The organism is Komagataeibacter sp. FNDCF1, assembly GCF_021295335.1.
Classification (GTDB): Bacteria; Pseudomonadota; Alphaproteobacteria; order Acetobacterales; family Acetobacteraceae; genus Komagataeibacter.
This window is the reverse complement of record NZ_JAIWOT010000001.1, coordinates 3017940-3041781: the sequence shown is the minus strand read 5'-3', so window position 1 is coordinate 3041781 and position 23842 is coordinate 3017940. Positions and strand designations below refer to the sequence as shown.

The 23842-nt window shown below is 65.5% G+C and carries 20 protein-coding genes; 6 read left to right on the top strand and 14 right to left on the bottom strand.

The genetic code is table 11. From position 1 onward, the window contains the following. Window positions 1-42: 42 nt before the first annotated feature. Entirely contained in the window at window positions 43-657 is a 615-nt protein-coding gene (gene eda / locus LDL32_RS14370; RefSeq protein ID WP_233068027.1) for a bifunctional 4-hydroxy-2-oxoglutarate aldolase/2-dehydro-3-deoxy-phosphogluconate aldolase, read from the top strand. Between the two features lie 89 nt (window positions 658-746). Here the strand turns inward: eda and alkB are convergent, their stop codons facing one another. Beyond that, window positions 747-1415, bottom strand: a complete 669-nt coding sequence (gene alkB, locus LDL32_RS14365; protein WP_233068025.1) for a DNA oxidative demethylase AlkB — start codon at window positions 1413-1415, stop codon at window positions 747-749. Between the two features lie 66 nt (window positions 1416-1481). Further along, the gene (locus LDL32_RS14360; RefSeq protein WP_233068023.1) at window positions 1482-2240 is read right to left on the bottom strand and encodes a DUF2076 domain-containing protein; all 759 of its coding nucleotides are present in this window, start codon (window positions 2238-2240) and stop codon (window positions 1482-1484) included. A gap of 213 nt (window positions 2241-2453) precedes the next feature. Between LDL32_RS14360 and LDL32_RS14355 the strand changes: the two genes are divergently transcribed. Next, a complete protein-coding gene (locus tag LDL32_RS14355) occupies window positions 2454-3344 on the top strand; it encodes a glycine--tRNA ligase subunit alpha (protein WP_233068021.1) in 891 nt (296 codons plus the stop codon). 6 nt (window positions 3345-3350) lie between these two features. Then, on the top strand, window positions 3351-5411 hold the full coding sequence (glyS, locus tag LDL32_RS14350) for a glycine--tRNA ligase subunit beta (protein WP_233068019.1): 2061 nt from the start codon (window positions 3351-3353) through the stop codon (window positions 5409-5411). A gap of 217 nt (window positions 5412-5628) precedes the next feature. Here glyS and LDL32_RS14345 read toward each other — a convergent pair whose 3' ends face one another. The 6 genes from LDL32_RS14345 to LDL32_RS14320 all read right to left on the bottom strand — a co-directional run bounded on the left by LDL32_RS14345 (window position 5629) and on the right by LDL32_RS14320 (window position 11867). Beyond that, window positions 5629-6021, bottom strand: a complete 393-nt coding sequence (locus tag LDL32_RS14345) for a DUF3293 domain-containing protein (protein ID WP_233068017.1) — start codon at window positions 6019-6021, stop codon at window positions 5629-5631. Next, window positions 6021-7178 carry a rod shape-determining protein RodA gene (gene rodA, locus LDL32_RS14340; RefSeq protein ID WP_233068016.1) on the bottom strand — a complete coding sequence of 386 codons (1158 nt, stop codon included), beginning with the start codon at window positions 7176-7178 and terminating at the stop codon, window positions 6021-6023. Before rodA ends, LDL32_RS14345 begins: the two co-directional genes overlap by 1 nt. 59 nt (window positions 7179-7237) lie before the next feature. Beyond that, window positions 7238-9157 carry a penicillin-binding protein 2 gene (mrdA, locus tag LDL32_RS14335; protein ID WP_233068015.1) on the bottom strand — a complete coding sequence of 640 codons (1920 nt, stop codon included), beginning with the start codon at window positions 9155-9157 and terminating at the stop codon, window positions 7238-7240. 36 nt (window positions 9158-9193) lie between these two features. Further along, window positions 9194-9760 (bottom strand): rod shape-determining protein, encoded by a 567-nt coding sequence (locus LDL32_RS14330; RefSeq protein ID WP_233068014.1) that lies wholly within the window; start codon window positions 9758-9760, stop codon window positions 9194-9196. Further along, a complete protein-coding gene (gene mreC, locus LDL32_RS14325; RefSeq protein ID WP_233068013.1) occupies window positions 9757-10674 on the bottom strand; it encodes a rod shape-determining protein MreC in 918 nt (305 codons plus the stop codon). Before mreC ends, LDL32_RS14330 begins: the two co-directional genes overlap by 4 nt. A gap of 146 nt (window positions 10675-10820) precedes the next feature. Beyond that, a complete protein-coding gene (locus LDL32_RS14320; RefSeq protein ID WP_233068012.1) occupies window positions 10821-11867 on the bottom strand; it encodes a rod shape-determining protein in 1047 nt (348 codons plus the stop codon). Between the two features lie 305 nt (window positions 11868-12172). Here LDL32_RS14320 and LDL32_RS14315 point away from each other — a divergent pair, with 305 nt between their 5' ends. Beyond that, window positions 12173-12310 carry a hypothetical protein gene (locus LDL32_RS14315; protein WP_233068011.1) on the top strand — a complete coding sequence of 46 codons (138 nt, stop codon included), beginning with the start codon at window positions 12173-12175 and terminating at the stop codon, window positions 12308-12310. On the opposite strand, the gene LDL32_RS14310 is transcribed toward LDL32_RS14315, so the two are convergent. Both LDL32_RS14310 and LDL32_RS18080 read right to left on the bottom strand, forming a co-directional pair. After that, window positions 12298-13641: an IS1182 family transposase gene (locus tag LDL32_RS14310; protein WP_233063728.1), complete on the bottom strand. Its 1344-nt coding sequence runs from the start codon at window positions 13639-13641 to the stop codon at window positions 12298-12300. The genes LDL32_RS14315 and LDL32_RS14310 overlap by 13 nt on opposite strands. A 53-nt stretch (window positions 13642-13694) precedes the next feature. Further along, window positions 13695-13946, bottom strand: a complete 252-nt coding sequence (locus LDL32_RS18080) for a hypothetical protein (protein WP_370636708.1) — start codon at window positions 13944-13946, stop codon at window positions 13695-13697. Between LDL32_RS18080 and LDL32_RS18075 the strand changes: the two genes are divergently transcribed. Further along, the gene (locus LDL32_RS18075; protein WP_370636707.1) at window positions 13920-14195 is read left to right on the top strand and encodes a hypothetical protein; all 276 of its coding nucleotides are present in this window, start codon (window positions 13920-13922) and stop codon (window positions 14193-14195) included. The genes LDL32_RS18080 and LDL32_RS18075 overlap by 27 nt on opposite strands. Before the next feature lie 99 nt (window positions 14196-14294). Here the strand turns inward: LDL32_RS18075 and LDL32_RS14300 are convergent, their stop codons facing one another. Both LDL32_RS14300 and LDL32_RS14295 read right to left on the bottom strand, forming a co-directional pair. Next, window positions 14295-15869 (bottom strand): 2-isopropylmalate synthase, encoded by a 1575-nt coding sequence (locus LDL32_RS14300; protein ID WP_233068010.1) that lies wholly within the window; start codon window positions 15867-15869, stop codon window positions 14295-14297. 349 nt (window positions 15870-16218) lie between these two features. After that, entirely contained in the window at window positions 16219-17136 is a 918-nt protein-coding gene (locus tag LDL32_RS14295; RefSeq protein WP_233068009.1) for an N-acetylmuramoyl-L-alanine amidase, read from the bottom strand. Between the two features lie 656 nt (window positions 17137-17792). On the opposite strand from LDL32_RS14295, the gene LDL32_RS14290 reads away from it, so the two are divergent. Next, window positions 17793-20804: a ribonuclease E/G gene (locus LDL32_RS14290; RefSeq protein WP_233068006.1), complete on the top strand. Its 3012-nt coding sequence runs from the start codon at window positions 17793-17795 to the stop codon at window positions 20802-20804. 277 nt (window positions 20805-21081) lie between these two features. Here LDL32_RS14290 and LDL32_RS14285 read toward each other — a convergent pair whose 3' ends face one another. Both LDL32_RS14285 and LDL32_RS14280 read right to left on the bottom strand, forming a co-directional pair. Next, window positions 21082-22587, bottom strand: coding sequence for an ATP-binding protein (locus LDL32_RS14285; RefSeq protein WP_233068004.1), 1506 nt, complete (start codon window positions 22585-22587; stop codon window positions 21082-21084). Then, the gene (locus tag LDL32_RS14280; protein WP_233068002.1) at window positions 22584-23840 is read right to left on the bottom strand and encodes an NAD(P)/FAD-dependent oxidoreductase; all 1257 of its coding nucleotides are present in this window, start codon (window positions 23838-23840) and stop codon (window positions 22584-22586) included. Before LDL32_RS14280 ends, LDL32_RS14285 begins: the two co-directional genes overlap by 4 nt. Window positions 23841-23842 lie beyond the last annotated feature (2 nt).

Genomic DNA, 23842 nt, shown 5'->3' with positions numbered 1-23842 from the left:
GCCACACGCCGCCCGACAGCCATACAGGACAGGAAGCCAGCCATGGCCCAGATTGAAGACATCATGACGATTGCACCGGTCATTCCGGTGCTGATCATCAACGACCCCGCCCATGCCCGCCCGGTGGCCGAAGCGCTTGTGGCCGGTGGCCTGCGCGCGCTGGAGGTCACGCTGCGCACTGAGTGCGCGCTGGAAGTCATTGCCGAGATGGCCAGGGTGGAAGGCGCCGTCGTGGGCGCGGGCACCGTGCTGAACGGCGATGACCTGAAGCGTTCGGTCGATGCCGGTGCGCGCTTTATCGTAAGCCCCGGCCTGACCGCCAACGTGGCCAGTGCCGCGCGCGCAGCCAGCGTACCGCTGCTGCCCGGTACCGCCAATGCCAGCGACATCATGCGCGGGCTGGATCTGGGACTGACGCATTTCAAGTTCTTCCCGGCCACGGCGGCAGGCGGCATTCCGGCACTCAGGGCGCTGTCCGCCCCGTTTGGCCAGGCGCGGTTCTGCCCCACCGGCGGCATCAAGGCCGAGACGGCGGCGGACTGGCTGGCGCTGCCTTCCGTACTTTGCGTGGGTGGATCGTGGCTGGTGCCGGCCGGCACGCCCGATGTGGCGGCCATTACCGCGCACGCCAGGAAGGCGGCAACGCTCGCGGCCTGAAAACCATGAACAGTTTCTGGTGAAGCTGCTTTCAAAAAGCTTCAGGGAACGCTGCCTTTTTGCAAAAAGGCGGCGCCCGGAAACTCCTGTCATTCATCACCCTGCCATACCCGCCTGAACGTCAGGTTATAGCGGCACGGCCCGGTAACGGGATGCGCCCCCGGACGCAGCGGCGCAATACCGTGGAATACCAGCCGGGACGGGCCACCCCATACCACCACATCCCCATGCAGGAGCGGAATACGGCGCAGCGGGTCAGTACGCCGCGGGCCGCCCCACCGGAAGACTGCCGGCAGGCCAAAGGAAAGCGAAACCACCGGCGCGTCCAGCCGTTCATCCCTGTCCTGATGCAGCCCCATGCGGGCACCGGGGCGATAGCCGTTGATCAGGCAGGTATCGGGCACGAACCCTTCATATCCCGCAAGCGTGGCCGCCCGGGTGGCAAGGTCACGCCATGTATCGGGCAGGGGCGGCCATGGCCGGTCCGTGCGCGGGTCGCGCGCCACGTAACGGTAACCATGGCTGTCGCTGCACCACCCCGCCGCCCCGCAGCATGTCATGGCAACGGACATCACGCCGCCACCAGGTGTCGGCATGCGGCGGAATGGAGCGCCACGGGCAATCCGTCTTATGTCCGCAATCATCTCTACCGCACGGGCTATGGCCAGTCCCCGCAGCACACAGGCCCCGGTATCCAGCCATTTGGGCACCGTGTCGGCGTGTTGCGGCGGGTCCAGTGCGAATTCCTGCTGCGCCATGCTCCTGCCCCATGAAAAAAGGGCACCCGTGCCGGATGCCCTTTGTCTTACGCGCAACCCGGGTGATCAGAAGCTGTTGTCGTCACCTGCGTCAAACCCGCCACCGTCGAAGCCGCCCGAATCACCGCCGCCACCGGCATCAAAACCGGAATCGGCGCTGGTGCCGCCACCGGCGAACGGATCCGCGCCACCGGTCCCGGCCGTGCTGTCACCGTAATTGTTGTTGATGATGGTCTCGCCCCCACCCTGCGGCATGCCACTGGCAAAGCCGCCACCCATGTCATGATGGCCGCTGAATAGGCCGGTCAGCGCGTTGCCCATCATCATGCCACCGGCAACACCGGCCGCCGTGGTCAGCGCCGAACCCAGAAAGCCCGAGCCACGCGCGGGGAACATGCCCGGCTGCATGCCCTGCGGGTAGACCGGCTGCGGCGGCGGGGAAGACGGTGCCGCCCCACCCCAGCCCGGAGGCGGCGCCGCCTGCGCGCGCTGGCCACCACCGAACATGCCGCTGAGGAAACCGCCACCACCGCTGGGCTGGGGTGCGGCCTGCTGCTGCTGGAGCTGCTGCTGTGCCTGCTGGAGCTGCCACTGGAGCTGGCGAATCCGGTTCTGTGCCTCGGCCAGGGCGGCTTCCTGCACCACGGCGGTCTGGGTGATGCGGTAACGGGCTTCAGGATATTTCTGGAACATCTGCCCGATATACTGATCGGCCTGCGGGTCGATCGGCGGGAGGGCGGATGCCGTCTGCGGCACGCTGCCGGTTGTGGCGCCACCCACACGGGCAAAAAACTGTGTGATCAGATCACGTTCCTGGTCATTCATCCTGTCTGTCCTGCCTTGGGGTAGGGATACCGTCTTCCCATCCGATGTGGCCCGTCAAGGTGCAATGCGCAAGACCCACGCCCGCCATGCAGGGCGGATTCGGGCCAGGTGCATGCCCTCCCTTCCGGTCGGGGCGGCATAACGGTATGCTGCCGCGCGATTTTGCGCCAGATGGCGCAGCCTTCCATTCCCGTTTAGCGGAGCATCCCGTTCATGGACCCGGCCCCCGTGCCCCGATCACCCATATCCCCGCGCCCGCTGTCGTTTCAGGGGCTTATCCTGAAGCTGCACCAGTTCTGGTCCGATCAGGGCTGCGCCATTCTCCAGCCCTACGATACGGAAGTGGGCGCGGGCACGCTCGCCCCCCACACCACGCTGCGCGCGCTGGGCAAACGCCCGTGGAAGGCAGCCTATGTCCAGCCCTGCCGCCGTCCGTCGGATGGCCGCTATGGTGAAAACCCGAATCGCCTGCAGCACTATTACCAGTACCAGGTCCTGCTCAAGCCCACGCCGGAAGAAAGCCAGAAGCTGCTGCTCGACAGCTACCGCGCCATCGGCATCGACCCGCTGGAACACGACATCCGCTTTGTGGAAGATGACTGGGAAAACCCCACCATCGGCGCATGGGGGCTGGGGTGGGAAGTCTGGTGCGACGGGATGGAGGTGACGCAGTTCACCTATTTCCAGCAGGTGGGCGGCATTCCCACCGTCATGCCCTCGACCGAACTGACATACGGGCTGGAACGGCTGGCGATGTACGTGCAGGGGATCGAGAATGTCTATGACCTCGATTTCAACGGGCAGGGCCTGAAATACGGCGATGTGTTCCTGCGCGCGGAACAGGATTACTCCCGCCACAACTTTGAGGTCGCGAATGTGGACATGCTGCACCGCCACTTCATCGATGCCGAGCATGAATCCACCGCCCTGGCCGAAGCGGGGCTGGCCCAGCCCGCCTATGACCAGTGCCTCAAGGCCAGCCACCTGTTCAATCTGCTCGACGCGCGTGGCGTGATCAGCGTCAGCGAACGCGCTTCCTATATCGGCCGCGTGCGCGCACTGGCAAAACGCTGCTGCGAAACGTGGCTGGCGGGTGAGGAATAAGAGATCATGCCCGAACTTCTGATCGAACTCTTCTCCGAGGAAATTCCCGCCCGCATGCAGGCGCGGGCGGCAACCGACCTGGAACGCCTCGTATGTGAGGCGCTGGCCCCGCTCAACCCGCGGGAGGCCACGCCTTTTGCCGGTCCCCGCCGCATCGCGCTGTCGCTGACGGTGGATGCAATGGTGCCCGGCAGCACGCTCGATGAACGCGGCCCGCGTGAAGGCGCCCCCGAGAAGGCGCTGGCCGGCTTCACGCGCAAGCATGGCGTAACGCAGGACGCACTGGTACTGGAAAACGGCTTCTGGGTCCTGCACCGCGCCATTCCCGCCGTTGCGGCGGCACAGCAGGTTGCCACCGTGCTCCCTGGCCTGCTGCGCCGCTTCCCCTGGCCCAAATCCATGCGCTGGGGGGTTGGCAGCGCCTTTACATGGGTGCGCCCGCTGCGCCGGATCCTCTGCCTGCTGGATGGTCAGGTCGTGGACTTCACGCTGGCGGAAGGCGAGGATAACGGCCACGGCCTGAAGTCGGCCAACCTGACCGAAGGCCACCGCTTCACCGCCCCCGGCGCCTTTGCCGTCGCCAGCACGAAGGAATGGCTGGACGGCCTGCGTAGCCGCCAGGTGGAGCCTGACGCCAGCGCACGCCGCACCACCATTGCCGAAGGTGTCGCCCGCCTGGCGCGGGAGGAAGGGCTGAACGTTGTGGCCGACCCCGGCCTGATTGACGAAGTGGCGGGCCTGGCTGAATGGCCGGTTCCCTTCCTTGGGCAGATCGATGACGCGTTCATGACCCTGCCGCCCGAGGTGATGCAGGTGTCCATGCGCGTGAACCAGCGCTACTTCGCGCTGCGCAATGCCGATGGTTCGGCGGCACCCCGCTTTGCATTTGTCGCCAACCTGCTGCCCAGCGATGGCGGTGCGCTGACCATCGCTGGCAACGAACGCGTGCTGCGCGCCCGCTTTGCCGATGCCCGCCACTTCTGGGACATCGACCGCGCCAGCACACTGGAAAGCCGGGTGCCCGCACTGGACCGGATCGTGTTCCATGCCTCCCTTGGCAGCCAGGGCGAACGTGTCCGGCGCATCGTGCGCCTTGCGGGCGTGCTGGCGGGCATGACCGGGGCCGACAGAACGCAGGCCGGACGCGCGGCCCTGCTGTGCAAGGCGGACCTGACCACCGGCATGGTGGGCGAGTTCCCGGAACTGCAGGGTATCATGGGGGCCTATTACGCCCGTCATGACGGGGAGCCGGACAGTGTTGCCGACGCCATTGGCGCGCATTACATGCCGCGCGGCCCGCAGGACGATGTGCCGAAGGCCCCGGTATCGGTCGCGGTTGCGCTGGCGGACAAGATCGACATGCTGGTCGCCTTCTTCGCGGTGGGTGAGAAGCCGGGCGGATCGGGCGACCCCTATGCCCTGCGCCGGGCGGCACTGGGCGTGATCCGCATCATCCGCGAAAACGGGCTGCGGCTGGATCTGACAAAGGTATTCTGGGAAGCGGCGCAGGGCCTGCCCGAAGCCCTGCGGCTGGCGCCAGATCTGGACCTGCTGCCGGAATTCGTGGCCGACCGCCTGCGCGTACAGCTGCGCAACGAAGGCGCGCGCCATGACATCCTTGCCGCCGTATCGGTTGGCAATACCGATACCGACATCGTGCGCCTGCTGGCACGCGCCAAGGCGATAGCCGACATGCTGGCCACCGAAGACGGGCGCAACATGCTGGCGGCGACCAAGCGTGCGGCCAACATCCTGCGCATCGAGGACCGCAGGGACGGCCCGCATGAGGGCACGCCCAACCCCGCGCTGTACACCCAGCCCGAGGAAAAGGCGCTGGCCGAAGCACTGCACAGGACCATTCCCGCCGTGGAACAGACCATAGCCCGGGAACGCTATGCCGACGCCATGCGGGATGTCGCCAGCCTGCGCCCCGTGCTGGACCAGTTTTTCGAGAAGGTTACGGTCAATGATCCCGACCCGGCGGTCCGCGCCAACCGCCTGCGCCTGCTGTCCGAACTGCGCCGCATGACGGTGCTGATCGCAGATTTCAGCCAGATTGAAGGCTAGAAGATCGTTTAAAAAACCATAGAAGTTCTTGGATGCCGCCTTTTTTCTAAAAAGGGCGGCATTCTTTTTTCAGGCTTCCACAAAGCTGCCCGGCAGACAGCCCGCAACCATGGAAAAGTTTTTGGTGAAGCTTTTTTCAGAAGGCTTCAGGGAACATCGTCCTTTTAAAAAAGGCGACACCCCAAAACTTCCTTGTGTTTCCCCGGATATTTCAGGATCAGGCCAGATACACCAGCCGCGCGGGCCTGTTGCCATGCAGCACGACCACGGCGTTCTGCCGGAACCGCCGCGCCAGCACGATCCCGCGCGCCAGCGGCATCCGGGCAGCATAAAGCGGTTCGGACCACCGCCCCAGCCGTCCTTCACCCGATACATGCGCCACCCCCGCCAGCGCACTGGCCAGATGCCCCATCATGCGCCGGTTCCAGCCATCGGCACGCCGCCTGCCACCGGGGTTGCAGGCACTGAGCAGCACGATATCCCCCCGTGGCGCCACCTTTGGCCAGCGCGGCCTGTGGCCAATGCGGACAGGCGGCAGGCCGGATGCATGATAGGTGCTGAGCCGGTAGGAACGATGCACCGCAGGCGTTGGCGGCAGGATGCCTGCCATCAGTCCTTTTCCCCCGGTGTCGTCTCCCCAAAGGTGGCATTGCGGTGCACCCATGCGGACATGAGCAGCCCGAAGCCGAACATGACCATGAGCATGGCCGACCCGCCATAGGAAATGAGCGGCAGCGGCACCCCCCCAACCGGGATCGCCCCCATCACCATGGACAGGTTGACCGCGCAGTACAGGAAGAAGTTCATCGAAATGCCCAGCCCCAGCAGGCGACCGAACTGGTTGCGGCTGCGCATGGCGATCAGCATGCCGCCAAAGACCAGCAGCAGCAGCATGCCGATGACGGTAACGCCGCCAACGTAGCCCCATTCCTCGGCAATCATGGTGAAGATGAAGTCCGTCTGCTTTTCGGGCAGGAAGTTGAGCTGGCCCTGCGTGCCATGCAGGTAACCCTGCCCCCACATGCCACCCGAGCCCAGCGCGATCTTGGACTGGATGATGTTGTAGCCAGCCCCCAGCGGGTCGCTTTCGGGGTGGAGGAAGGTGGTGACCCGCGCTTTCTGGTAGTCATGCAGATGGCTGTAGGCGATCCTGGCCAGCATGGGCACCGGCAGGATGAGCAGCGCGATCTGCCACAGCCGCATGCCCGCGCCAAAGAACATGCTTGCCCCTACCGTACCGATGATGACGGCGGTGCCAAGGTTCGGTTCCTTGAGCACCAGGGCCACGGGCACCAGCACCATCAATGCCGGCGGAATCAGCAGCAGCGGATTGCCCATGCTGCGGTAACTGATCTTGTGGAACCACGCAGCCAGCATGAGCACGAGCGCGATCTTGGCCAGTTCCGATGGCTGGACCTGCATGCCACCCAGCATGAGCCACCGCTCCGCCCCCTTGCCCACATGCCCCATGCGCAATACCGCCACCAGCAAAATAAGCGAAAAAATATAGAGCGGCCAGGCCAGGCGTACCAGGATGGCGGGACTCATCAACGCGATACCCAGCATCATGACCACGCCAAAGCAGAAGCGTATGGACTGCGGCCCCGCGAACGGGCGGGACGTACCGCCCCCGGCGGAATACAGCGCCACATACCCCACCACCGCCAGCGCGCAGATCAGGATCACATACAGCCAGTTGACCTGCCACAGCTTGGTCAGGATCTGGAAATTGGGTTCGGCGCGCAGCAGGCGCTTCTGGAATTTCATTCCATTCTCCACAACAGGCATGGTCATGGCGCAGCCCGCGGGCACGGACGGGGTGTGCTTCAGTCCACCTCGGCCTGCGCCACTTCCTGCCCCGGCGGTTCACGGTGGTTGACCGGATCACGGCGCAGGGTATCGGTCATGATGTCTCGCGCAAGGGGGGCGGCCACATCGGCACCCGCATTGCCGTGCTCGATCACCACCGCCGTGGCGTAGCGCGGCGCATCATAGGGCGCATAGCAGATGAACAGCGCATGGGGCCGGTATTCCCACGGCAGGTTGGCGGAATTGAAGTGCCCGCTCTCACGCATGGCGCGCGATACACGGCGCACCTGTGCCGAGCCGGTCTTGCCCGCCATCTGCACGCCCGGAATATCCAGCCGTGCCTTGGGCGCGGTGCCGCCTTCCTCGTTCACCACGGCGTACATGCCCGCGCGTATATCTTCAAAGAACGTACCGGGCATGTCCATGTCCGTTGCATGGCCCAGATCGGTCAGGCCGGCCAGCCGCCCCGCCACCGAGCGGATCAGGTGCGGCTGCACGGCGCGCCCCGTGGCAATGCGGGAGGCATAGGTGGCCAGCTGCAGCGGCGTCACCTGCACGAACCCCTGCCCGATGCCACTGACAATGGTGTCCCCCCCATTCCAGTGGTGGCCATGCGCGCGCCGCCATGTGGGAGTGGGAATAAGCCCCTGGCGCACATGAGGCAGTTCGATTTCGGGCAGCCTGGCGCCCAGGCCGAACAGTTCGGACGTGGCGGCAATCGCATCCATGCCCGTGCGCCGCGCGACTTCATAGAAGAACACGTCACATGAATATTTCAGCCCCTGGCGCAGGTTGATCGAACCATGCCCGTAGCGTGACCAGCAATGGAAGCGCGTGCCGCCAACGTCAATGTAGCCCGGGCAGCTGATCCGGTCGCTGGGTGAAAGCGTGCCCGCGCGCAGCGCCGCCATGGCCACGGCGGGCTTGAAGGTGGAACCGGGCGGGTACAGCCCCGACACCGCCTTGTTGATCAGCGGGGTCTGGCTGTTGTTGGTCCATTCGATCCACTGTGCCTGACTGACCCCGCTATCGAACAGCGACGGGTCGAAGGAGGGGTTGCTGACCATGGCCAGCACCTCCCCGTTGCGGCAGTCCATCACCACCGCACTGGCTGACTGGTCGGCAATCCGGCCCAGCACCTGCTGCTGCAGCCCGCTGTCTATGGTCAGCGTGATCTCGTCGCCCGCCAGCCCTTCGTCACGGTCCAGTTCAGCCATGACGCGGCCCACGGCATTGACTTCCATCTCCACCGATCCGACCTGCCCGCGCAGGCTGGCATCCTGTGTCTGCTCGATGCCCGAACGGCCGACGCGCATGCCCGGCAGGGCCAGTTCGGCGTTGTGTACCACGTCCTTTTCCGCGGGCGGGGCAACATAGCCGACCACATGCGCCAGCAGCGGGCCGAAGGGGTAGACCCGCGTGGTGCCCACATCAATCAGCACGCCCGGCAGGGAAGGCATGTTGAGTTCCAGCCGCGCCATGTCATCCCATGACAGGAAATCACGCAGCATGATCGGGATGAAGCGCCGCTTGTGGCGCAGTTCGTGCTCGATGCGCGTGGTATCACGCGGCTCCAGCGGCACGAGCTGGGCAAAACGCTCCAGCGTGCCGGGAATGTCGCTGGTTTCCTCCGCCAGCAGGAGGGCCCGCCAGTTGACACGGTTGGCCGCGACCGAAATGCCGAAGCGGTCGGTAATGCGCCCGCGCGGCGGCGCGAAGAAGCGTTTGCTCAGGCGGTTGTTTTCCGCAAGCTTCGCATAATGACTGCCATTGAGAACCTGGAGCCCGTACAGGCGTTCACCCAATGCACCCAGTACCGCCCCCTGTGCCGCCATAAGCAGCAGGGCGCGGCGGGTGAACACGCCCCGGGAGGGATTCTTGCCTTCCTCCGGGCGGGACATGAGCCGGTTGCCGGATTTCTTCTTACGCAACTTCATGCACTCATCCGGCACGGACACGCTGTAACACCCGCTTCAGGAGCGGTCCGTGTTATTGACGACAAAACGGTAGGTCCAGACAAACCCTGCATACAGGACAGGAAAACTGCCAAAGGACAGGACTGTCTCGAAAACAAAAGGCAGAAACTCCACAATATGCAAGGCCAGTGCGGAACACAGCACCCATTGTAGCGCCGTAACCCCCACCATCACCACGCCAAACACAAGCCAGAGTACAAAAAAATTAACCCGTGCCAGTGTATAACGCGCCGACAGGGCAACACCATGCACGATCAGCATCATGAGCAGCATGACACCCGCCGGCCCGAAACTGAGAATATCCACCCACAGGCCAAGCACGAACACCACCAGCGACGGCATGAGAACAGGCACGAAGACCGACCACAGGAACACCGTGCCCATGACCAGCGCGGGCATGAGTTCCACCTGCCCGGGCAGGTTGAGTGGCGCGGACAGCACCAGCGTCACGAAAAACACGAACAGGGACGGCACGGCGCTGCGCACGCCATTGTCGATCAGGTAGCCAAGACCCGAGCGCGGATGGATGCCGGGGCGGATGGGCGGCGGGGTGAAGTTTTTCATCCATGCAGCCCCTGATCGGCATGTGGCTGGAACTGCGATGGCAGCGGCAGCGTGCCCCCCACGGGCGGTGGCAGCGGCACGCGGCCCGGCGCATCAGGCGGGGCGACACTGTCCGCATAGTCGAAGATACGCAGGATATCGACATGGTCCAGCGCCGCGGCAGGCACCACTACCGGCTGGCCGGGGCGCACATAATGCACATGCCCCACCGGCAGGCCGGCGGGCAGGCTTTCGATCTCGCCATTGGTCACGACGCGCTCGCCCTCGATCGGCACGTTATCCTGCGGATAGAAGATGATGCGTGGCAGGGCCGAATTGTCGCCCGCCATGATGGCGGCGGCATGGCTGGATTCCAGGGTTACGGGCAGGCGGCTGGACGAATCGGTAATCAGCAGCACGCGCGCCGAACGCCTGCCCACCTCGGTCACGCGCCCGACCAGCCCCGCGCCATCCAGCGCAATGCCGCCCTTGCGCACCGATGTATCGGGATTGATCGCCAGCAGCACGGCACGCGCATACAGCCCGCTTGTGTCACGCACCACCCGCCCGCTGACGAAAGTGGGCGCATTATCGGGAATCCAGTGCAGGTTGGCTTTCAGCGTGCCGTTTTCATCCGCAAGTGCCGCGGCCACGTCGTACCAGTGGCGCAGCGATTCGTTTTCGGCGCGCAGGCGGATGTTCTCCGCTTCCAGATTGCGGATGTCCTGCAGGTTGCCCGACAGCCAGCGCAGCTTGGCCTGTGGCCACGCCACCAGTCCGTAGGCGGGCGCCAGCAGGTCGGCGGTCTGCATGCGCAGCTTTTCAACAAGCGCGCGGTCCGCCTTGCCCAGCAGGATCACGCCACAGGCCACAAGGATCAGCGCGGGCAGCACCAGCTTGCCAAGTGCCTGACGGAACTGGATGGAAACGGGCATTAACGCACCCCTCCACGCGCAACGGTGCCGTCACGCCTGCCGGGTCGTCCAATACCGCCTGATCGCCGGACCTGCATTGTCCTGCGTCTCCCCCATCAGTACGCTGCCCTCCACACGCAGCAGGCAGCGGCCCTGTGTCCCGTCCGTCAGTACATGCTTGTCAGTACGTTGCGCAGACGCTTCATTTCCTCAAGCGCCCTGCCCGTGCCCATCGCGACACAGGACAGCGCATCCTCACCTACCGTGACCGGCAGGCCCGTCGCGCGCCGCAGCACCTCGTCCAGCCGGTACAGCAGCGCGCCGCCGCCCGTCAGGACAATGCCCTTGTCCACGATATCGGCTGCCAGTTCCGGCGGCGTGTTTTCCAGTGCCGTGGTGACCGCATCCAGAATCTGGCTGACCGGTTCGGCCAGGCTGTCCGCGATCTGAGCCTGCGAGACCACGACCTCCCGCGGGACACCATTGATCAGGTCACGTCCCTTGACCTCACGCCATGGCCCCGGGTCACCGGGGTCTTCGGGCATCATGGCGGAACCGAGATGGATCTTGATCTGCTCGGCCGAGCTTTCACCGATCAGCAGGTTATGGTTGCGGCGGATATAGGAGATGATCGCCTCATCCATCTTGTCGCCACCCACCCGCACGGAGCGGGCATAGACGATGCCGCCAAGCGAGATCACGGCCACTTCCGTCGTGCCACCACCGATATCGACAATCATGCTGCCCGAAGGCTCGGTAACCGGCAGGCCGGCCCCTATGGCCGCCGCCATCGGTTCCTCGATCAGGAAAACCTTGCGCGCACCCGCACTTTCGGCGCTTTCCTGAATGGCGCGGCGTTCAACGGCGGTGGAGCCCGATGGAACGCATACGATGATCAGCGGGCTTGCAAACATGCTGCGGTTATGCACCTTACGGATGAAATGCTTGATCATTTCCTCCGCAACCTCAAAATCCGCGATCACGCCATCACGCAGGGGGCGGATGGCCGTGATGTTGCCCGGCGTGCGGCCAACCATCTGCTTGGCTTCCTCACCCACCGCGAGCACCTGCTTCTTGCCCCGTACCTCTGCCAGCGCGACGACCGAAGGTTCGTTCAGGACGATACCCCGTCCCTTTACGTAAACCAGCGTATTCGCCGTGCCGAGGTCGATCGCCATGTCAGCGGAAAGCAGACCCAGTACACGAGCAAACATCCAGAACTCCCGACAGTAACACCAGACAGGACCGTCCCACATCCCGACCGGCACCGCATGCCCTCATGACATGCTTGCGTAATGTCGAAAACCGTCTGGGTAAGCCCGAGGGATTACCGGCGCAGGCAGGCAGGAGCAAGAGGCCAGATGATTTTAATTCATTAAAATCTCCACCCGGGGGAGGATTGTTACAAATTGCCCCCCTTTGGTCATGGTCAAACCATGCGGGAGAGATCATCCTAGCCGCCTTCACCCGCCTGTGATGGCCCACCGGGCCACCACGGCGCAAAAGCGGAACGACCTGTATGAAAACATTCTTCCCCCGCATGACTTTCCGCCCGGCCATCCTGCTGGCTGCCGGGCTGTGCCTTGGCCTAGCAGCCTGTCGGGTTGGGCATTTTGCGGCTGATAACGCCGAGGCTGACCCGGCTTATGCTGCCTGAAGCCGTGCCATTCTTTTGCAGTTGTATGCGAGAGCGACGAGGGTCCATTCAGTCGTGACTTTTGCAAGGCCACGCAGACTGAATCTTCTGAAGCCCATGATGCTTTTGATAATTCCAAAGACCGGTTCAACGGTCTGTTTTCGTAGTCTGTAAATATTTCCGGCTTTTGTGGTTTCCAGTTTTTTCTTCATGGCAAGCCGCCAGGGTTCGGTGATCCGGCGCGGTTCCCTGTCTTCAGGAGGTGGCCGGAAGTCATAAGGCCTGCGGGCGCAGGGCCGTCCGATGGCGACCAGCGGATCGATGCCTTTTTTCCGCAGGTCCCGGACCGCCTGCCCGCTGGCGTAACCGGTGTCGGCGAGCACTGTCTTTGGGAGACCGATCGTGTGTTCCATCGACAGCACGGTGCTGGCAAAGGATGGCGCGTCCGCTGACGTGGCGACAACGTCGGTTGTCACGATCAGCTGACTGCCTTCGGCGCAGACCACGGCCTGGGCATTGTAAGCCTGCCGGAACTCGTGGGCGTCCGAACGCCGCATGAGGCGGCTGTCGGGATCGGTCAGACTGATCTGCCGGTCGGGTGGCGGTTCATCATCCGGCGGTTTCGGCGCCCTGCCACGACGCCCTGTTTTCGCATCATAAGCGGCTTTCTTCTTCTCGTATGCCGGTCGCGCCGCCTCGGCCTGCGCTTTCGCATCTGCTTCCAGCCGGGCGCAGGCTTCGTCCAGCTTCGCTTTCAGTGTTTCCCGTCGGGCAAGCTCTTCTGGCAGGGCCTGCGGATCTCTGTCTGTGGCATCTGCGTGCTCCGCCTGGTCCATCAGTTTCGCGATATCCACCGCCAGCTGTTCGCGCAGTGCCCTGATCCGGTCGTAGCGCAGGGAACGGTATTTCGAAGCGTCGGCATCAATTTTCGTGCCGTCAATCGATACGACACCCAGACGCAGCAGACCCGTCTCGCGCGCCAGAAGCAGGACCTGCGCAAATGCAGCTTCAATGGCTGTCCGGTTCGTCCGGCGGAAGGTCGCAATCGTATCATGATCCGGATGCAGGTTCGCCGCCACGAAGCGTACCCCGATGTCGCGATATGTCGCCCGCTCGATCCGGCGTGAGGAAAACAACCCGTTCGCATAGCTGAAGATCAGAAGGGCCAGCATCAGGCGCGGATGATACTGCGCCTTGCCTCCCGTGCGCACTGGCACGCAGAACGCACTCATCGGAACCCGCTCAACAGCTGCGACAATGAAATGCGCCATATCGTCAGCCGGAAGCCACGACGTCAGATCAGGCGGCAGAAGATACGGCTGGGATCGGTCAAACGGGATGAAGCGGCTCATCGCGACACTCTACAGCCTTACCCCTTCACAGGGTACCCCAACCCGACAGGCTGCTAGGCGCGTGCGAGGATACCCGTGATCCCGGCCAGCGCGCCATTGGCGGCGGCCTGCTTGGCGCGGGCGGCGGCGCCCTGATCGGCGGACTGGCCGGCGGCGGTCGCGGGGCCGCCATCGGCGCGCTGGCCGGCGCCGCCGGTGGGGCCGCCGTAGGGGCCGCCACCACGCCACCACGCCGCGCCAGGGGTGAAGTCCCCTCCACCATCTGCCCCGACGGCCGCGTGCTGCCGCCAGGCTACCCACCGCAAAGCTGCCCGCAGGCGGCAGGCGCGGCGCGCGGCGCCTATCCGCAGCAGGGCTATGCGCAGCCCGGCTACCCCCGGCAGGACGGTTATTACGGCCAGAGCGGCTATGGACAGGCTGGCTACGGACAAAGCGGTTATCCGCAGCAGGATGGCTATTCCCAGCAGCCTTACGGCTATGGGCAGGGCGCCTATCCGCAGGGGGAATACCCGCAGCAGGAAGGCAGCTACCCCGAAGGCTATGGCGGCTACTGAAAACCCGCAAAACGCGTAGAAAACACGACACCCCGCGACAGGGTTTCCCGTCGCGGGGTGCCGGTCCATGGACCGCCGGCGTGTCAGGCGCTATGGCGTTCAGGCATCCAGTGCGGCCGGTTCGGCACGGTCGCGCTTGACCAGCAGCTTGTTCAGCGCATGCACGTAGGCCCGCACGGCGGAGACCAGCGTGTCGGCATCCGCACCCTGCCCGTCCACCAGCTTGCCATCTTCCTCCAGCCGGACCGAGGTACGGGCCTGCGCGTCGCTGCCTTCGGTCACGGCGCCGACGGAATACAACTGCAATGTCGCGTCATGCGACACGATGGCGCGGATGGCGTTGAACGCGGCATCGACCGGGCCCTGCCCTTCGGCGTGACCTTCCTCGCGTCTGCCATCGACTTCCAGCACCAGATCGGCGGTGGCGGGGCGGCGGGAGCCCGCGGTCACATCCAGCGCCACGAAGCGGATGCGGGCATGGTCGCGCACTTCATCATCAACCAGCGCCACCAGGTCCTCGTCGTAGATGACCTTCTTGCGGTCGGCCAGGTCCTTGAAGCGGCTGAAGGCATCGTTGAACTGGGCTTCCTCGATGTTTTCGTAGCCCATCGCCTTCAGCTTGTCGCGGAAGGCGGCACGGCCCGAATGCTTGCCCAGCACCAGTGACGTCCGGTTCCAGCCCACGCTTTCGGGTGTCATGATCTCGTAAGTGGCGGCGTTTTTCAGGATACCGTCCTGATGGATGCCGCTTTCATGCGCAAATGCGTTGCGACCGACGATCGCCTTGTTGGGCTGCACATCGAAGCCGGTGATGGTGGCCAGCATGCGCGACGTGCGCAGCAGGCGCTCGGTATGGATGCCGGTGGTGTAGGGCAACACGTCATGGCGCGTGCGCAGCACCATGATGATTTCCTCCAGCGCCGCATTGCCCGCGCGCTCGCCAATGCCGTTGATGGTGCATTCCACCTGGCGCGCGCCTGCCTGCAGTGCTGCAACCGTATTGGCCACGCCCAGCCCCAGGTCGTTGTGGTTGTGGGTGGAGAAGATCACCCCGTCGGCACCGGGCACGCGGGTGCGCAGGTCATTGAAGATGCGGGCCATATCTTCCGGCGTGGAATAGCCGACCGTATCGGGGATGTTGATGGTGGTCGCACCCGCGCGGATGGCGGTTTCCACACAGCGGCACAGGAAATCGGGGTCGGTGCGCGAGCCGTCTTCCGCCGACCATTCCACGTCATCGGTGAACTGGCGCGAGGCACGGTTGCCCGCCTCGATCAGTTCCAGCACCGTTTCCGGCTCCATGCGCAGCTTGTACTTCATGTGCAGCGGCGATGTGGAGATGAAGTTGTGGATGCGTCCGCGCTTTGCGGGCCTGATCGCCTCGGCCGCGGCCGTGATGTCATTCTTGCCGCCACTGCGCGCCAGCGCGCATACAACGCTGTTCTTCACCTTCTGCGCGATCTGGTGAACGCTGTCGAAATCGCCCTTTGACGCCACGGGAAAGCCCGCTTCCATCACGTCCACGCCCAGTTCTTCCAGCGCTTCGGCCATGCGCAGCTTTTCAGCCAGGTTCATGGAAAAGCCGGGGGACTGTTCACCGTCACGCAGCGTGGTGTCAAAAATGATGACACGGTTGGGGTCGATACGGCCAAAGGAGGGATGGTCGATGCTCATGGTACTAACCTCGGGACCTGGGTCCTGCTGTGATGCGGGAGGCGGCACGCCTGCGTGCCCCTGTCATTCGTGTTCGCGAACCGGCATGACCGGTCCGATCAGTCCCCTGGGCGCGCCGGCACGCGGCCGGCCCTGATCGCTCAGGGGCGGATAAGTCGAAGACGAAGGAGCCCGGCACCCGCACATGCGCGCGCGAAAGGGTGCGCGCATGCGCCCGATCCGATCCCCACGATGTGCGCTGTCGTTACCATGCCCGGCACCATACAGCCGCGAAGCCCGATTGCAACCGTAAAAGCACGCGCGCCCCTGTCATCCCCGCCGCCGGCATGTGCCCGCCACCCTGCATGCCTTATCCCGTGGCATGGGTGACCATGCTGTCGGTTGCGAAATAGCGGTCGATCGCCTGCACCATCGCACCCGCCACCACCATGCGGTGGGCGGCCTGGCGCAGGGCGGCTTCATCCATGTGGTTGGACATGAATCCCATCTCCACCAGCACGGAGGGAATATCCGCCGACTTGAGCACCACGAACGAGGCATGGCGGGAGGGATGCTGCAAAAGGCCGATGCGCGGGCGGAAGGAGGAGACGATGCTGCTGGCCATGTGGGCCGCGCCATGGCGCGTTTCCTCGGTGACGAGACTGGCCAGGATTTCCTGCACCTCGGGCGAATCCGCGTGCATCTGCGGGCCGCCATAGCGGTCGGCGCTGTTTTCCGTCTGTGCCAGCATGGCCGTCTGCCGGTCCGACGCCTTTGACGACAGGGTATAGACACTCGCCCCGCGCACGGCGCGGTTGGTCAGGGCATCGGCATGCATGGATATGAACAGCGAGGCCTTGTGCGTGTGGGCGATATCCACCCGTCCCTCCAGCGGGATGAAGCGGTCATCGGCGCGGGTCATGGCCACACGGTAGCGCCCGCTGGCCTCAAGCTGGCGCTGCAGTTCGCTGGCCGCCGCCTCGGCCACGTGTTTTTCATACGTGCCCGATACGCCGATGGCGCCGGGGTCCTTGCCGCCATGCCCCGGGTCCAGCATGACCAGTGGCCTGGGCCGGGCCGCGCGTCCCACAATGGCGGGGGCGTGCAGGGCCGCATGCGCGGGGGCATGGGGGGCGGCCGGCGCGTGCGGATGGGCCGGTGCGTGCGGGGCCACGCGGGCCACAGCCGTGGCAGGCACCAGCAGGCCAAGCCCGGTGACCAGCGTGCGGCGGCCAAGGCCACCCGCGGGTGGGATTGCATCAGTGCCATCAGGCCGGGCTGGGGGCATGCGTCTTGCTTCCGGTCACAACAGGTGGGCGTATCCGTTCCCATTACCACCATACGGGCGGCGCGTCAGCGGGATAAACGCACGCACCCCTTGCAGGAATGCACGCATTGCGTCATGCTGCCCAGCCGTGATGGACCATGCCAGATCCGGCTGCCGCAAAGGCGGGCCAGGCTGGCGGGGTGCCCGCAGGGCATGATTTCCTCCATCCGGCATGCATCATGCATGCGCCACATACGTTTACCGGACCCTTTCCGGCCACGCCACGGCGTGGGGGCACATGTGGCGCACGACCTGAAGCTGCCGCGCCGGTGTTCCCCATCGACAGGAAACCGGATGGCATACCCGTCGATACGGAGGCCCGCCCCGGCAATCAGGCCGGACGGCACCTCCCCAGTCATGACCGAGGATGGATTGGACACCACGCGCACCCCCTTGCGCACATGCGATGACACCATGCCTGACCGTGGGCGGCCGCTGCGCGCCGCATCCGGTCGCCACGCATGGCCTGTCCGCCCGCGCGGCGCGCTGTGGTGTACTTTTCGGGTCCGGTCGCGTTATTTTTAATATTTCTGTCCGTTCCAGCCGCTCCCTCCTGCCCGCCACATGGTGCGCGCAGCCCGGATGCCGGAACGTGACATACCGGAGTACGCCTTTTTATGAGCAAACGCATGCTGATCGACACGACCCACGCGGAAGAAACCCGCGTGGTCGTGATGGATGGTCACCACCTTGAGGATTACGATGTCGAGGCCGCTTCCAAGAAGCAGCTCAAGGGCAACATCTACCTTGCCAAGGTCATCCGCGTGGAACCCAGCCTCCAGGCCGCGTTCGTGGATTATGGCGGCAACCGCCACGGCTTCCTGGCCTTCAGTGAAATCCACCCCGACTATTACCAGATTCCCGTAGCCGACCGCGAACAGCTGCTGGCGCTGCAGGAAGAGGAACGCCGCGCGGAAGAAGAACGCCGCGCCCATGATGACGAGGAAGAGGACGCCCCCGCCGCCACCGCCGAGGATGCGGACGCCGACAGCGCGGGCGACGAGCCCGAAACCGTGGGTGGCGAGAACGATACCGGCGACGAGGCCCAGGCCCAGCGCCGGATCGCGCGCTTCCTGCGCAACTACAAGATCCAGGAAGTCATCCGCCGCCGCCAGATCCTGCTGGTGCAGGTGGTCAAGGAAGAACGCGGCAACAAGGGTGCGGCGCTGACCACATACGTCTCGCTGGCGGGGCGTTACTGCGTGCTGATGCCCAATTCGCTGCGTGGCGGGGGCGTATCACGCAAGATCACCTCGGTTGCCGACCGCCGTCGCCTGCGTGACATCATTACCGAACTGCAGATCCCGCGCGGCATGGCCATGATCGTGCGCACCGCCGGCGCCCAGCGCCCGCGCGCCGAAATCATGCGCGACTGCGAATACCTGCTGCGCCTGTGGGATGACATCCGCCAGCACACGCTGGAATCCGTCGCTCCCGCGCTGATCTATGAAGAAGCAAGCCTGATCAAGCGCGCCATCCGCGACATCTACACGCGTGAAGTGGGCGAGATCCTGATTGATGGCGAGCCGGGCTGGAAGTCCGCGCGTGAGTTCATGCGCATGCTCATGCCGCAGAACGCGCAGAAGGTGCGGCTGTGGCAGGACCATGAACAGACCCTGTTCTCCCACTACAAGGTGGAGGGGCTGCTGGACTCCATGCTTTCCCCGTCCGTGCAGCTCAAGTCCGGTGGCTATCTGGTCATCAACCAGACCGAGGCGCTGGTCGCAATTGACGTGAACTCGGGCCGCGCCACGCGTGAGCGCAATATCGAGGAAACGGCGCTGCGCACCAACCTCGAAGCGGCGGAGGAAGTCGCCCGCCAGCTGCGCCTGCGGGACCTGGCCGGGCTGATCGTGATCGACTTCATCGACATGGAAAGCCGCAAGCACAACGGCATGGTCGAGCGGAAGCTGAAAGATGCCCTGCGCACCGACCGCGCGCGCATCCAGGTTGGCCAGATCTCGCATTTCGGCCTGCTGGAAATGTCACGCCAGCGCCTGCGCCCCTCCATTGCCGAATCCGCCTTCATGCCCTGCCCGCACTGTCAGGGCACCGGCATCGTGCGCGGGATCGAAAGTTCGGCGCTGCATGTGCTGCGCGCGATCGAGGAAGAAGGCATGCAGCGCAAGGCTGCCGAGGTCTCGGTCGCGGTTGCGCCGGAAATCGCGTTCTATGTCCTCAACAACAAGCGCAACTGGCTGACGGAAATCGAGACCCGGCACAAGATGCAGGTTGTCTTCGCCCCCGATGCCGCCCTGCAGCCGCAGGAATGCACCATCGAGCGCGTGCGCCAGCAGACGGCCCGATTTGACGCCCCGGTAATCGAGCACGCCCCGGCCGAAAACAGCCATGTGCGCGAAATCCAGATCCAGGCCGAGCCGCCCGTGGCGGATACGGCACCCGAGGCCGTCGCCTCGACGGAAGAGGACGAGGATATCGCGTCGGGTACCGACCATCGCCGCCGCCGCCGCCGCCGTCGCCGCCGTGGTGGCGCATCCGCGCAGGCCCCCGTAGCTGCCACGGAAGGCACAGAGGATACCGCCCGGACCGAAGCCGCGGAACCCGCGCCCGTGCCCGCACCCGCGGCACCCGAGGTCTATCGTGGCCCCACCCCGGCCGACCCGTATGGCGATGCGATCATCGACATCTTCGATGTGATCGAACAGACCACCGCCCCCGCCGAACAGGTGGTGGAAGCCGATCCGGTCGTGGTGGAGGTGGAAACACCCGATGCGGCTGTTACCGAGGAAGAGGCGCCCAAGCCCCGCCGCTCACGCCGCCGCACGCGCCGTGGCCGTACCCCGGTGGAAAGCACGGTTGCGGAAAGCACCGTGACGGAAAGCGACAGCGCACCGGCGGAAGCCGCACAGGCTGCAACCCCCGATGTCGCGGCACCCGTGGCTGAAACCCCCGTGGCGGAAGCACCGGCCAGCCCGGAACCGGCTGCCGAGGCACCTGCCGAACCGGCGGAAGAAGCGCCCAAGCCCCGCCGCCGCCGTGCCACCAGCACGACGACGACCGCGCGCCGCAGCACGGCAACCCGTCGCAAGGCGGCAGCCGATGCAAAGGAGGCAACACCCGCCCCGGTAACCGAGGCCGCCACACCGGCGGATGCCCCGGCTGCTGAGGACGCCGCGCCCGCCAAGCCCGCACGCAAGCGGGCGGCCAGCAAGGCAACGGGCACGACGGCCACCACGCGCCGACGCACCAGCAGCAAGACGGCCAAGGCCGCCAAGGCGGATGAAACCGCCGAAGCCCCGGCACAGGCCACCACGCCGGAAGCCGAAGCCACGCCTGCGGAAGAAGCCCCCAAGCGCCGCCGTGTCACGCGCCGCAAGAAGGCCGAACCTGAAGCCGAGGCCGCGGTGGCGGACGCCACCGCGGAAACGGCGGAAGCACCGGCCGAGGCACCGGCAAAGCCCAGGGCCGCGCCGCGCAAGCGGGCCACAACCCGCAAGACGGTCGCAGCAGCCCCCGAGACCGCAACCCGCACCCGCCGCCGCAAGAAGGCGGAAGAAGGCGCGGATGCCGCCCCGGCGGATAGCGGAGCGGAAGCGCCTGCCCCGGCGGCTGGTGAAGGGGATGCAACACCGACACCCCGCCGCCGCACCGGGTGGTGGAAGCGCTGAGCACGCAACCACTGACCGGCTGCAAAACAGAAAAACCTGCCTTCGCAAGAAGGCAGGTTTTTTGTTGCCATGATAACCGACCGGCCTGAAAGCACCTGCCTGTCAAGCACCATGCAAAGTGGGCGATATGCCGGGTCCTGCTTTTTTCAGGCCATGCCAGGGATTGCCGTCTTTTAAAACAGAGGTGGCAGCCGGAAACGTCTGTTCCAGATCAATCCGTTATGGTGGGCCTGTTCCCGCGCGGGCATGGGGCCGTCGGGCCTGACTGGCAGGTGGGCTATCCCGCCCGCCCGTCGGGCATGGCGGGGGCGGTTTCCCATCCGGGGCCGATAATGGCGGCGCTACGCCGGCCAAGACCGTCATTGCGGAGCACGATCATGTTCTGCTCCTCCAGATAGGTCAGCTGGCGGCGGGCACGGCCCAGTGAATGGGTGCCGTAGGTGCGCGCGATCACGCTGTCCGACGGGCAGGGCTGCCCCTGCAGCGCGGCACGGGCAATCAGCAGGAAAATACCCTGTATGTCATCGGGCAGCACGGCGGCCATCTGTTCGGCCTGCTGCCACTGGCCCGTTTCCGCCGTCTCGGCATCCACACCTGCGCGGGCCACAGCCAGCACGCGGCGAAATCGCGGCATGTCCAGTGCGTCACGGCCCATGCCCTCTATACGGCAGCGGACCAGAAAATCCTGATACAGCACATGCACCGGGCGGAAGCCGGCATCCTCGTCACGCAATATGTCGGTCAGGATTTCGAGAAAGCGCTGCTTCAGTGCCGTGGCATCCACCGGGGGGGCTTCTTCCCCGGTTTCCGTAGCGGCCTCCACCGTGGCGGTCTCGGCATGGGCGGCAAGCTGGGCCAGGATATCGGGTGGCGGGCTGAAGCTGCGCGGGGGGCGGGGCGTGATCTCACGCTCCGGCACCGGGGTCAGGATCAGTTCGCGTATGTCCTCGCCCACCGGCATCGGCTCGAACGGCATGAGGGCGGGCCCTGCGGAGCGGCTTTCGGTCTCGACCGGGCCGATCTTCACGGCCAGCGGCCTGCGTGAGACGGCGGGACCAAGGGCCACGAAATACCCGCGTTCCAGATCACGGAAACTCTCGGCCTGCCTGCGCTCCATGCCCAGCAGGTCGGCCGCGCGCATCATGTCGATATCGAGGAAGGTCCGTCCCATCAGGAAGTTGGACGCCTCGGCCGCGACATTCTTGGCCAGCTTGGCCAGACGCTGGGTGGCGATCACACCCGCCAGCCCGCGCTTGCGGCCACGGCACATGAGGTTGGTCATGGCACCAAGCGAGGCCCGGCGTGCTTCATCCGAGACCTCACCGGCCGCGGCAGGCGCAAAAAGCTGGGCTTCATCCACCACCACCACCACGGGGTACCAGTAATCGCGCGGCACCTCGAACATGCCGCCCAGAAAGGCCGCGGCGCGGCGCATCTGCACCTCCGCGTCCACGCCCTCCAGATTCAGCACGACGGAGGCGCGATGCATGCGCATCCGCTCGCCCGCCGCCTGCAGGGCGGCCTCGGTATGCTCGGCGGCATCGATCACCAGATGGCCGAAGCGGTCCGCCAGGCTTACGAAATCGCCCTCGGGGTCAATGATCGCCTGCTGCACCATGCGGGCCGACTGTTCCAGCAGGCGGCGCAGCAGGTGCGACTTGCCGGAGCCGGAATTGCCCTGCACCAGCAGGCGGGTGGACAGCAGTTCGGCCAGATCCATGGTTACCGGGGCATCGCCCGCCACGGCGCCGCGCCGGTCCCCGATCGTGATTGCAACACTCATGGCGCTGACGGATACCGCCCGCGCTGCGAGTCCCGCAACCATTCCCACGCCCCTTCACCCGCCAGGCGCCCGGTGGCCATGCAGCCCTGCAGCAGGTAGCCGCCCGTCGGTGCTTCCCAGTCCAGCATCTCGCCCGCGGCAAAGACACCGGGCAGCGCACGCAGCATGAGCCGTTCGTCCAGCGCGGACCACGCAATGCCGCCCGCCACCGATATGGCGCGGTCCAGTGCCCCGGGCGCGTGCAGCATGACCGGTACGGCCCCGACCAGACGGGCCAGGGCTGCCGGATCACGCGGTGGCGGCCCGCCCGCCCCTTCGCGCAGCAGGGCAATGGCCTCGGGCGCAAGCCGCAGCGCCTTGCGCAATGTGTTGGACAGGCTTTCACGCGCCCGCACGCGGGCGATGCGGGTGGTGATATCCGCCACATCCAGCGCGGGCCGCAGGTCGATATGGACCCGTGCATGACCCGTCCGGGCAATCTGGTCACGAATCGCAGCCGACAGGGCATAGACCGCGCCGCCTTCCATGCCCGTCGCGGTCACGATGGCCTCACCGCGCACCGTTTCTCCATCTGGCCCCGTCAGGGCAATGCCGCGCAGCGGGGTGCCTGCAAAACGGGTGCGGAAGGCATCGCTCCATCCGGTCACGAACCCGCAATTGGCCGGTGTGAACGGGGTGACATCCACACCCAGCCCCAGCAGGCGCTCACGCCACGCACCATCCGACCCCAGCCGCGCCCAGCTTGCACCCCCCATGGCCAGTACGGTGGCGTTGACCCGCCAGCAGGCGGGGCCACCGGGACCACGCACACGCAGCCTGCCATCCGCATCCCACCCTTCCCAGCGGTGGCGGGTCAGCAGGCGCACGCCCCGCCCCGCAAGCCGCGCCAGCCACGCGCGCAGCAGGGGCGATGCCTTCATCGCGCGCGGGAACACACGCCCGCTACTGCCGGTAAAGCAGGGCTGGCCCAGCCCTTCGGCCCACTGCACCATGTCCTGCGGGGTGAAGGCGGCCAGCGCGCGCGCCATCATGGGCCGTGATGCGCCATAACGGGATGCAAAGCGCGTGGCGTCCTCGGTATGGGTCAGGTTCAGCCCGCCGCGCCCGGCCATGAGCAGCTTGCGGCCCATCGTGGGCATCTGCTCCACCACACTGACGGCGCACCCCCGGGCGGACAGGATTTCGGCACAGGCCAGCCCGGCAGGGCCACCACCAATGACCGCGACATGCGGCCTGAAAACGAATTCGGTCATTC

Coding starts and splice junctions, on each gene's coding strand:
- eda (WP_233068027.1), top strand. CDS start 43: ATGGCCCAGATTGAAGACATCATGACGATTGCACCGGTCATTCCGGTG.
- alkB (WP_233068025.1), bottom strand. CDS start 1,415: ATGGCGCAGCAGGAATTCGCACTGGACCCGCCGCAACACGCCGACACG.
- LDL32_RS14360 (WP_233068023.1), bottom strand. CDS start 2,240: ATGAATGACCAGGAACGTGATCTGATCACACAGTTTTTTGCCCGTGTG.
- LDL32_RS14355 (WP_233068021.1), top strand. CDS start 2,454: ATGGACCCGGCCCCCGTGCCCCGATCACCCATATCCCCGCGCCCGCTG.
- glyS (WP_233068019.1), top strand. CDS start 3,351: ATGCCCGAACTTCTGATCGAACTCTTCTCCGAGGAAATTCCCGCCCGC.
- LDL32_RS14345 (WP_233068017.1), bottom strand. CDS start 6,021: ATGGCAGGCATCCTGCCGCCAACGCCTGCGGTGCATCGTTCCTACCGG.
- rodA (WP_233068016.1), bottom strand. CDS start 7,178: ATGAAATTCCAGAAGCGCCTGCTGCGCGCCGAACCCAATTTCCAGATC.
- mrdA (WP_233068015.1), bottom strand. CDS start 9,157: ATGAAGTTGCGTAAGAAGAAATCCGGCAACCGGCTCATGTCCCGCCCG.
- LDL32_RS14330 (WP_233068014.1), bottom strand. CDS start 9,760: ATGAAAAACTTCACCCCGCCGCCCATCCGCCCCGGCATCCATCCGCGC.
- mreC (WP_233068013.1), bottom strand. CDS start 10,674: ATGCCCGTTTCCATCCAGTTCCGTCAGGCACTTGGCAAGCTGGTGCTG.
- LDL32_RS14320 (WP_233068012.1), bottom strand. CDS start 11,867: ATGTTTGCTCGTGTACTGGGTCTGCTTTCCGCTGACATGGCGATCGAC.
- LDL32_RS14315 (WP_233068011.1), top strand. CDS start 12,173: ATGAAAACATTCTTCCCCCGCATGACTTTCCGCCCGGCCATCCTGCTG.
- LDL32_RS14310 (WP_233063728.1), bottom strand. CDS start 13,641: ATGAGCCGCTTCATCCCGTTTGACCGATCCCAGCCGTATCTTCTGCCG.
- LDL32_RS14300 (WP_233068010.1), bottom strand. CDS start 15,869: ATGAGCATCGACCATCCCTCCTTTGGCCGTATCGACCCCAACCGTGTC.
- LDL32_RS14295 (WP_233068009.1), bottom strand. CDS start 17,136: ATGCCCCCAGCCCGGCCTGATGGCACTGATGCAATCCCACCCGCGGGT.
- LDL32_RS14290 (WP_233068006.1), top strand. CDS start 17,793: ATGAGCAAACGCATGCTGATCGACACGACCCACGCGGAAGAAACCCGC.
- LDL32_RS14285 (WP_233068004.1), bottom strand. CDS start 22,587: ATGAGTGTTGCAATCACGATCGGGGACCGGCGCGGCGCCGTGGCGGGC.
- LDL32_RS14280 (WP_233068002.1), bottom strand. CDS start 23,840: ATGACCGAATTCGTTTTCAGGCCGCATGTCGCGGTCATTGGTGGTGGC.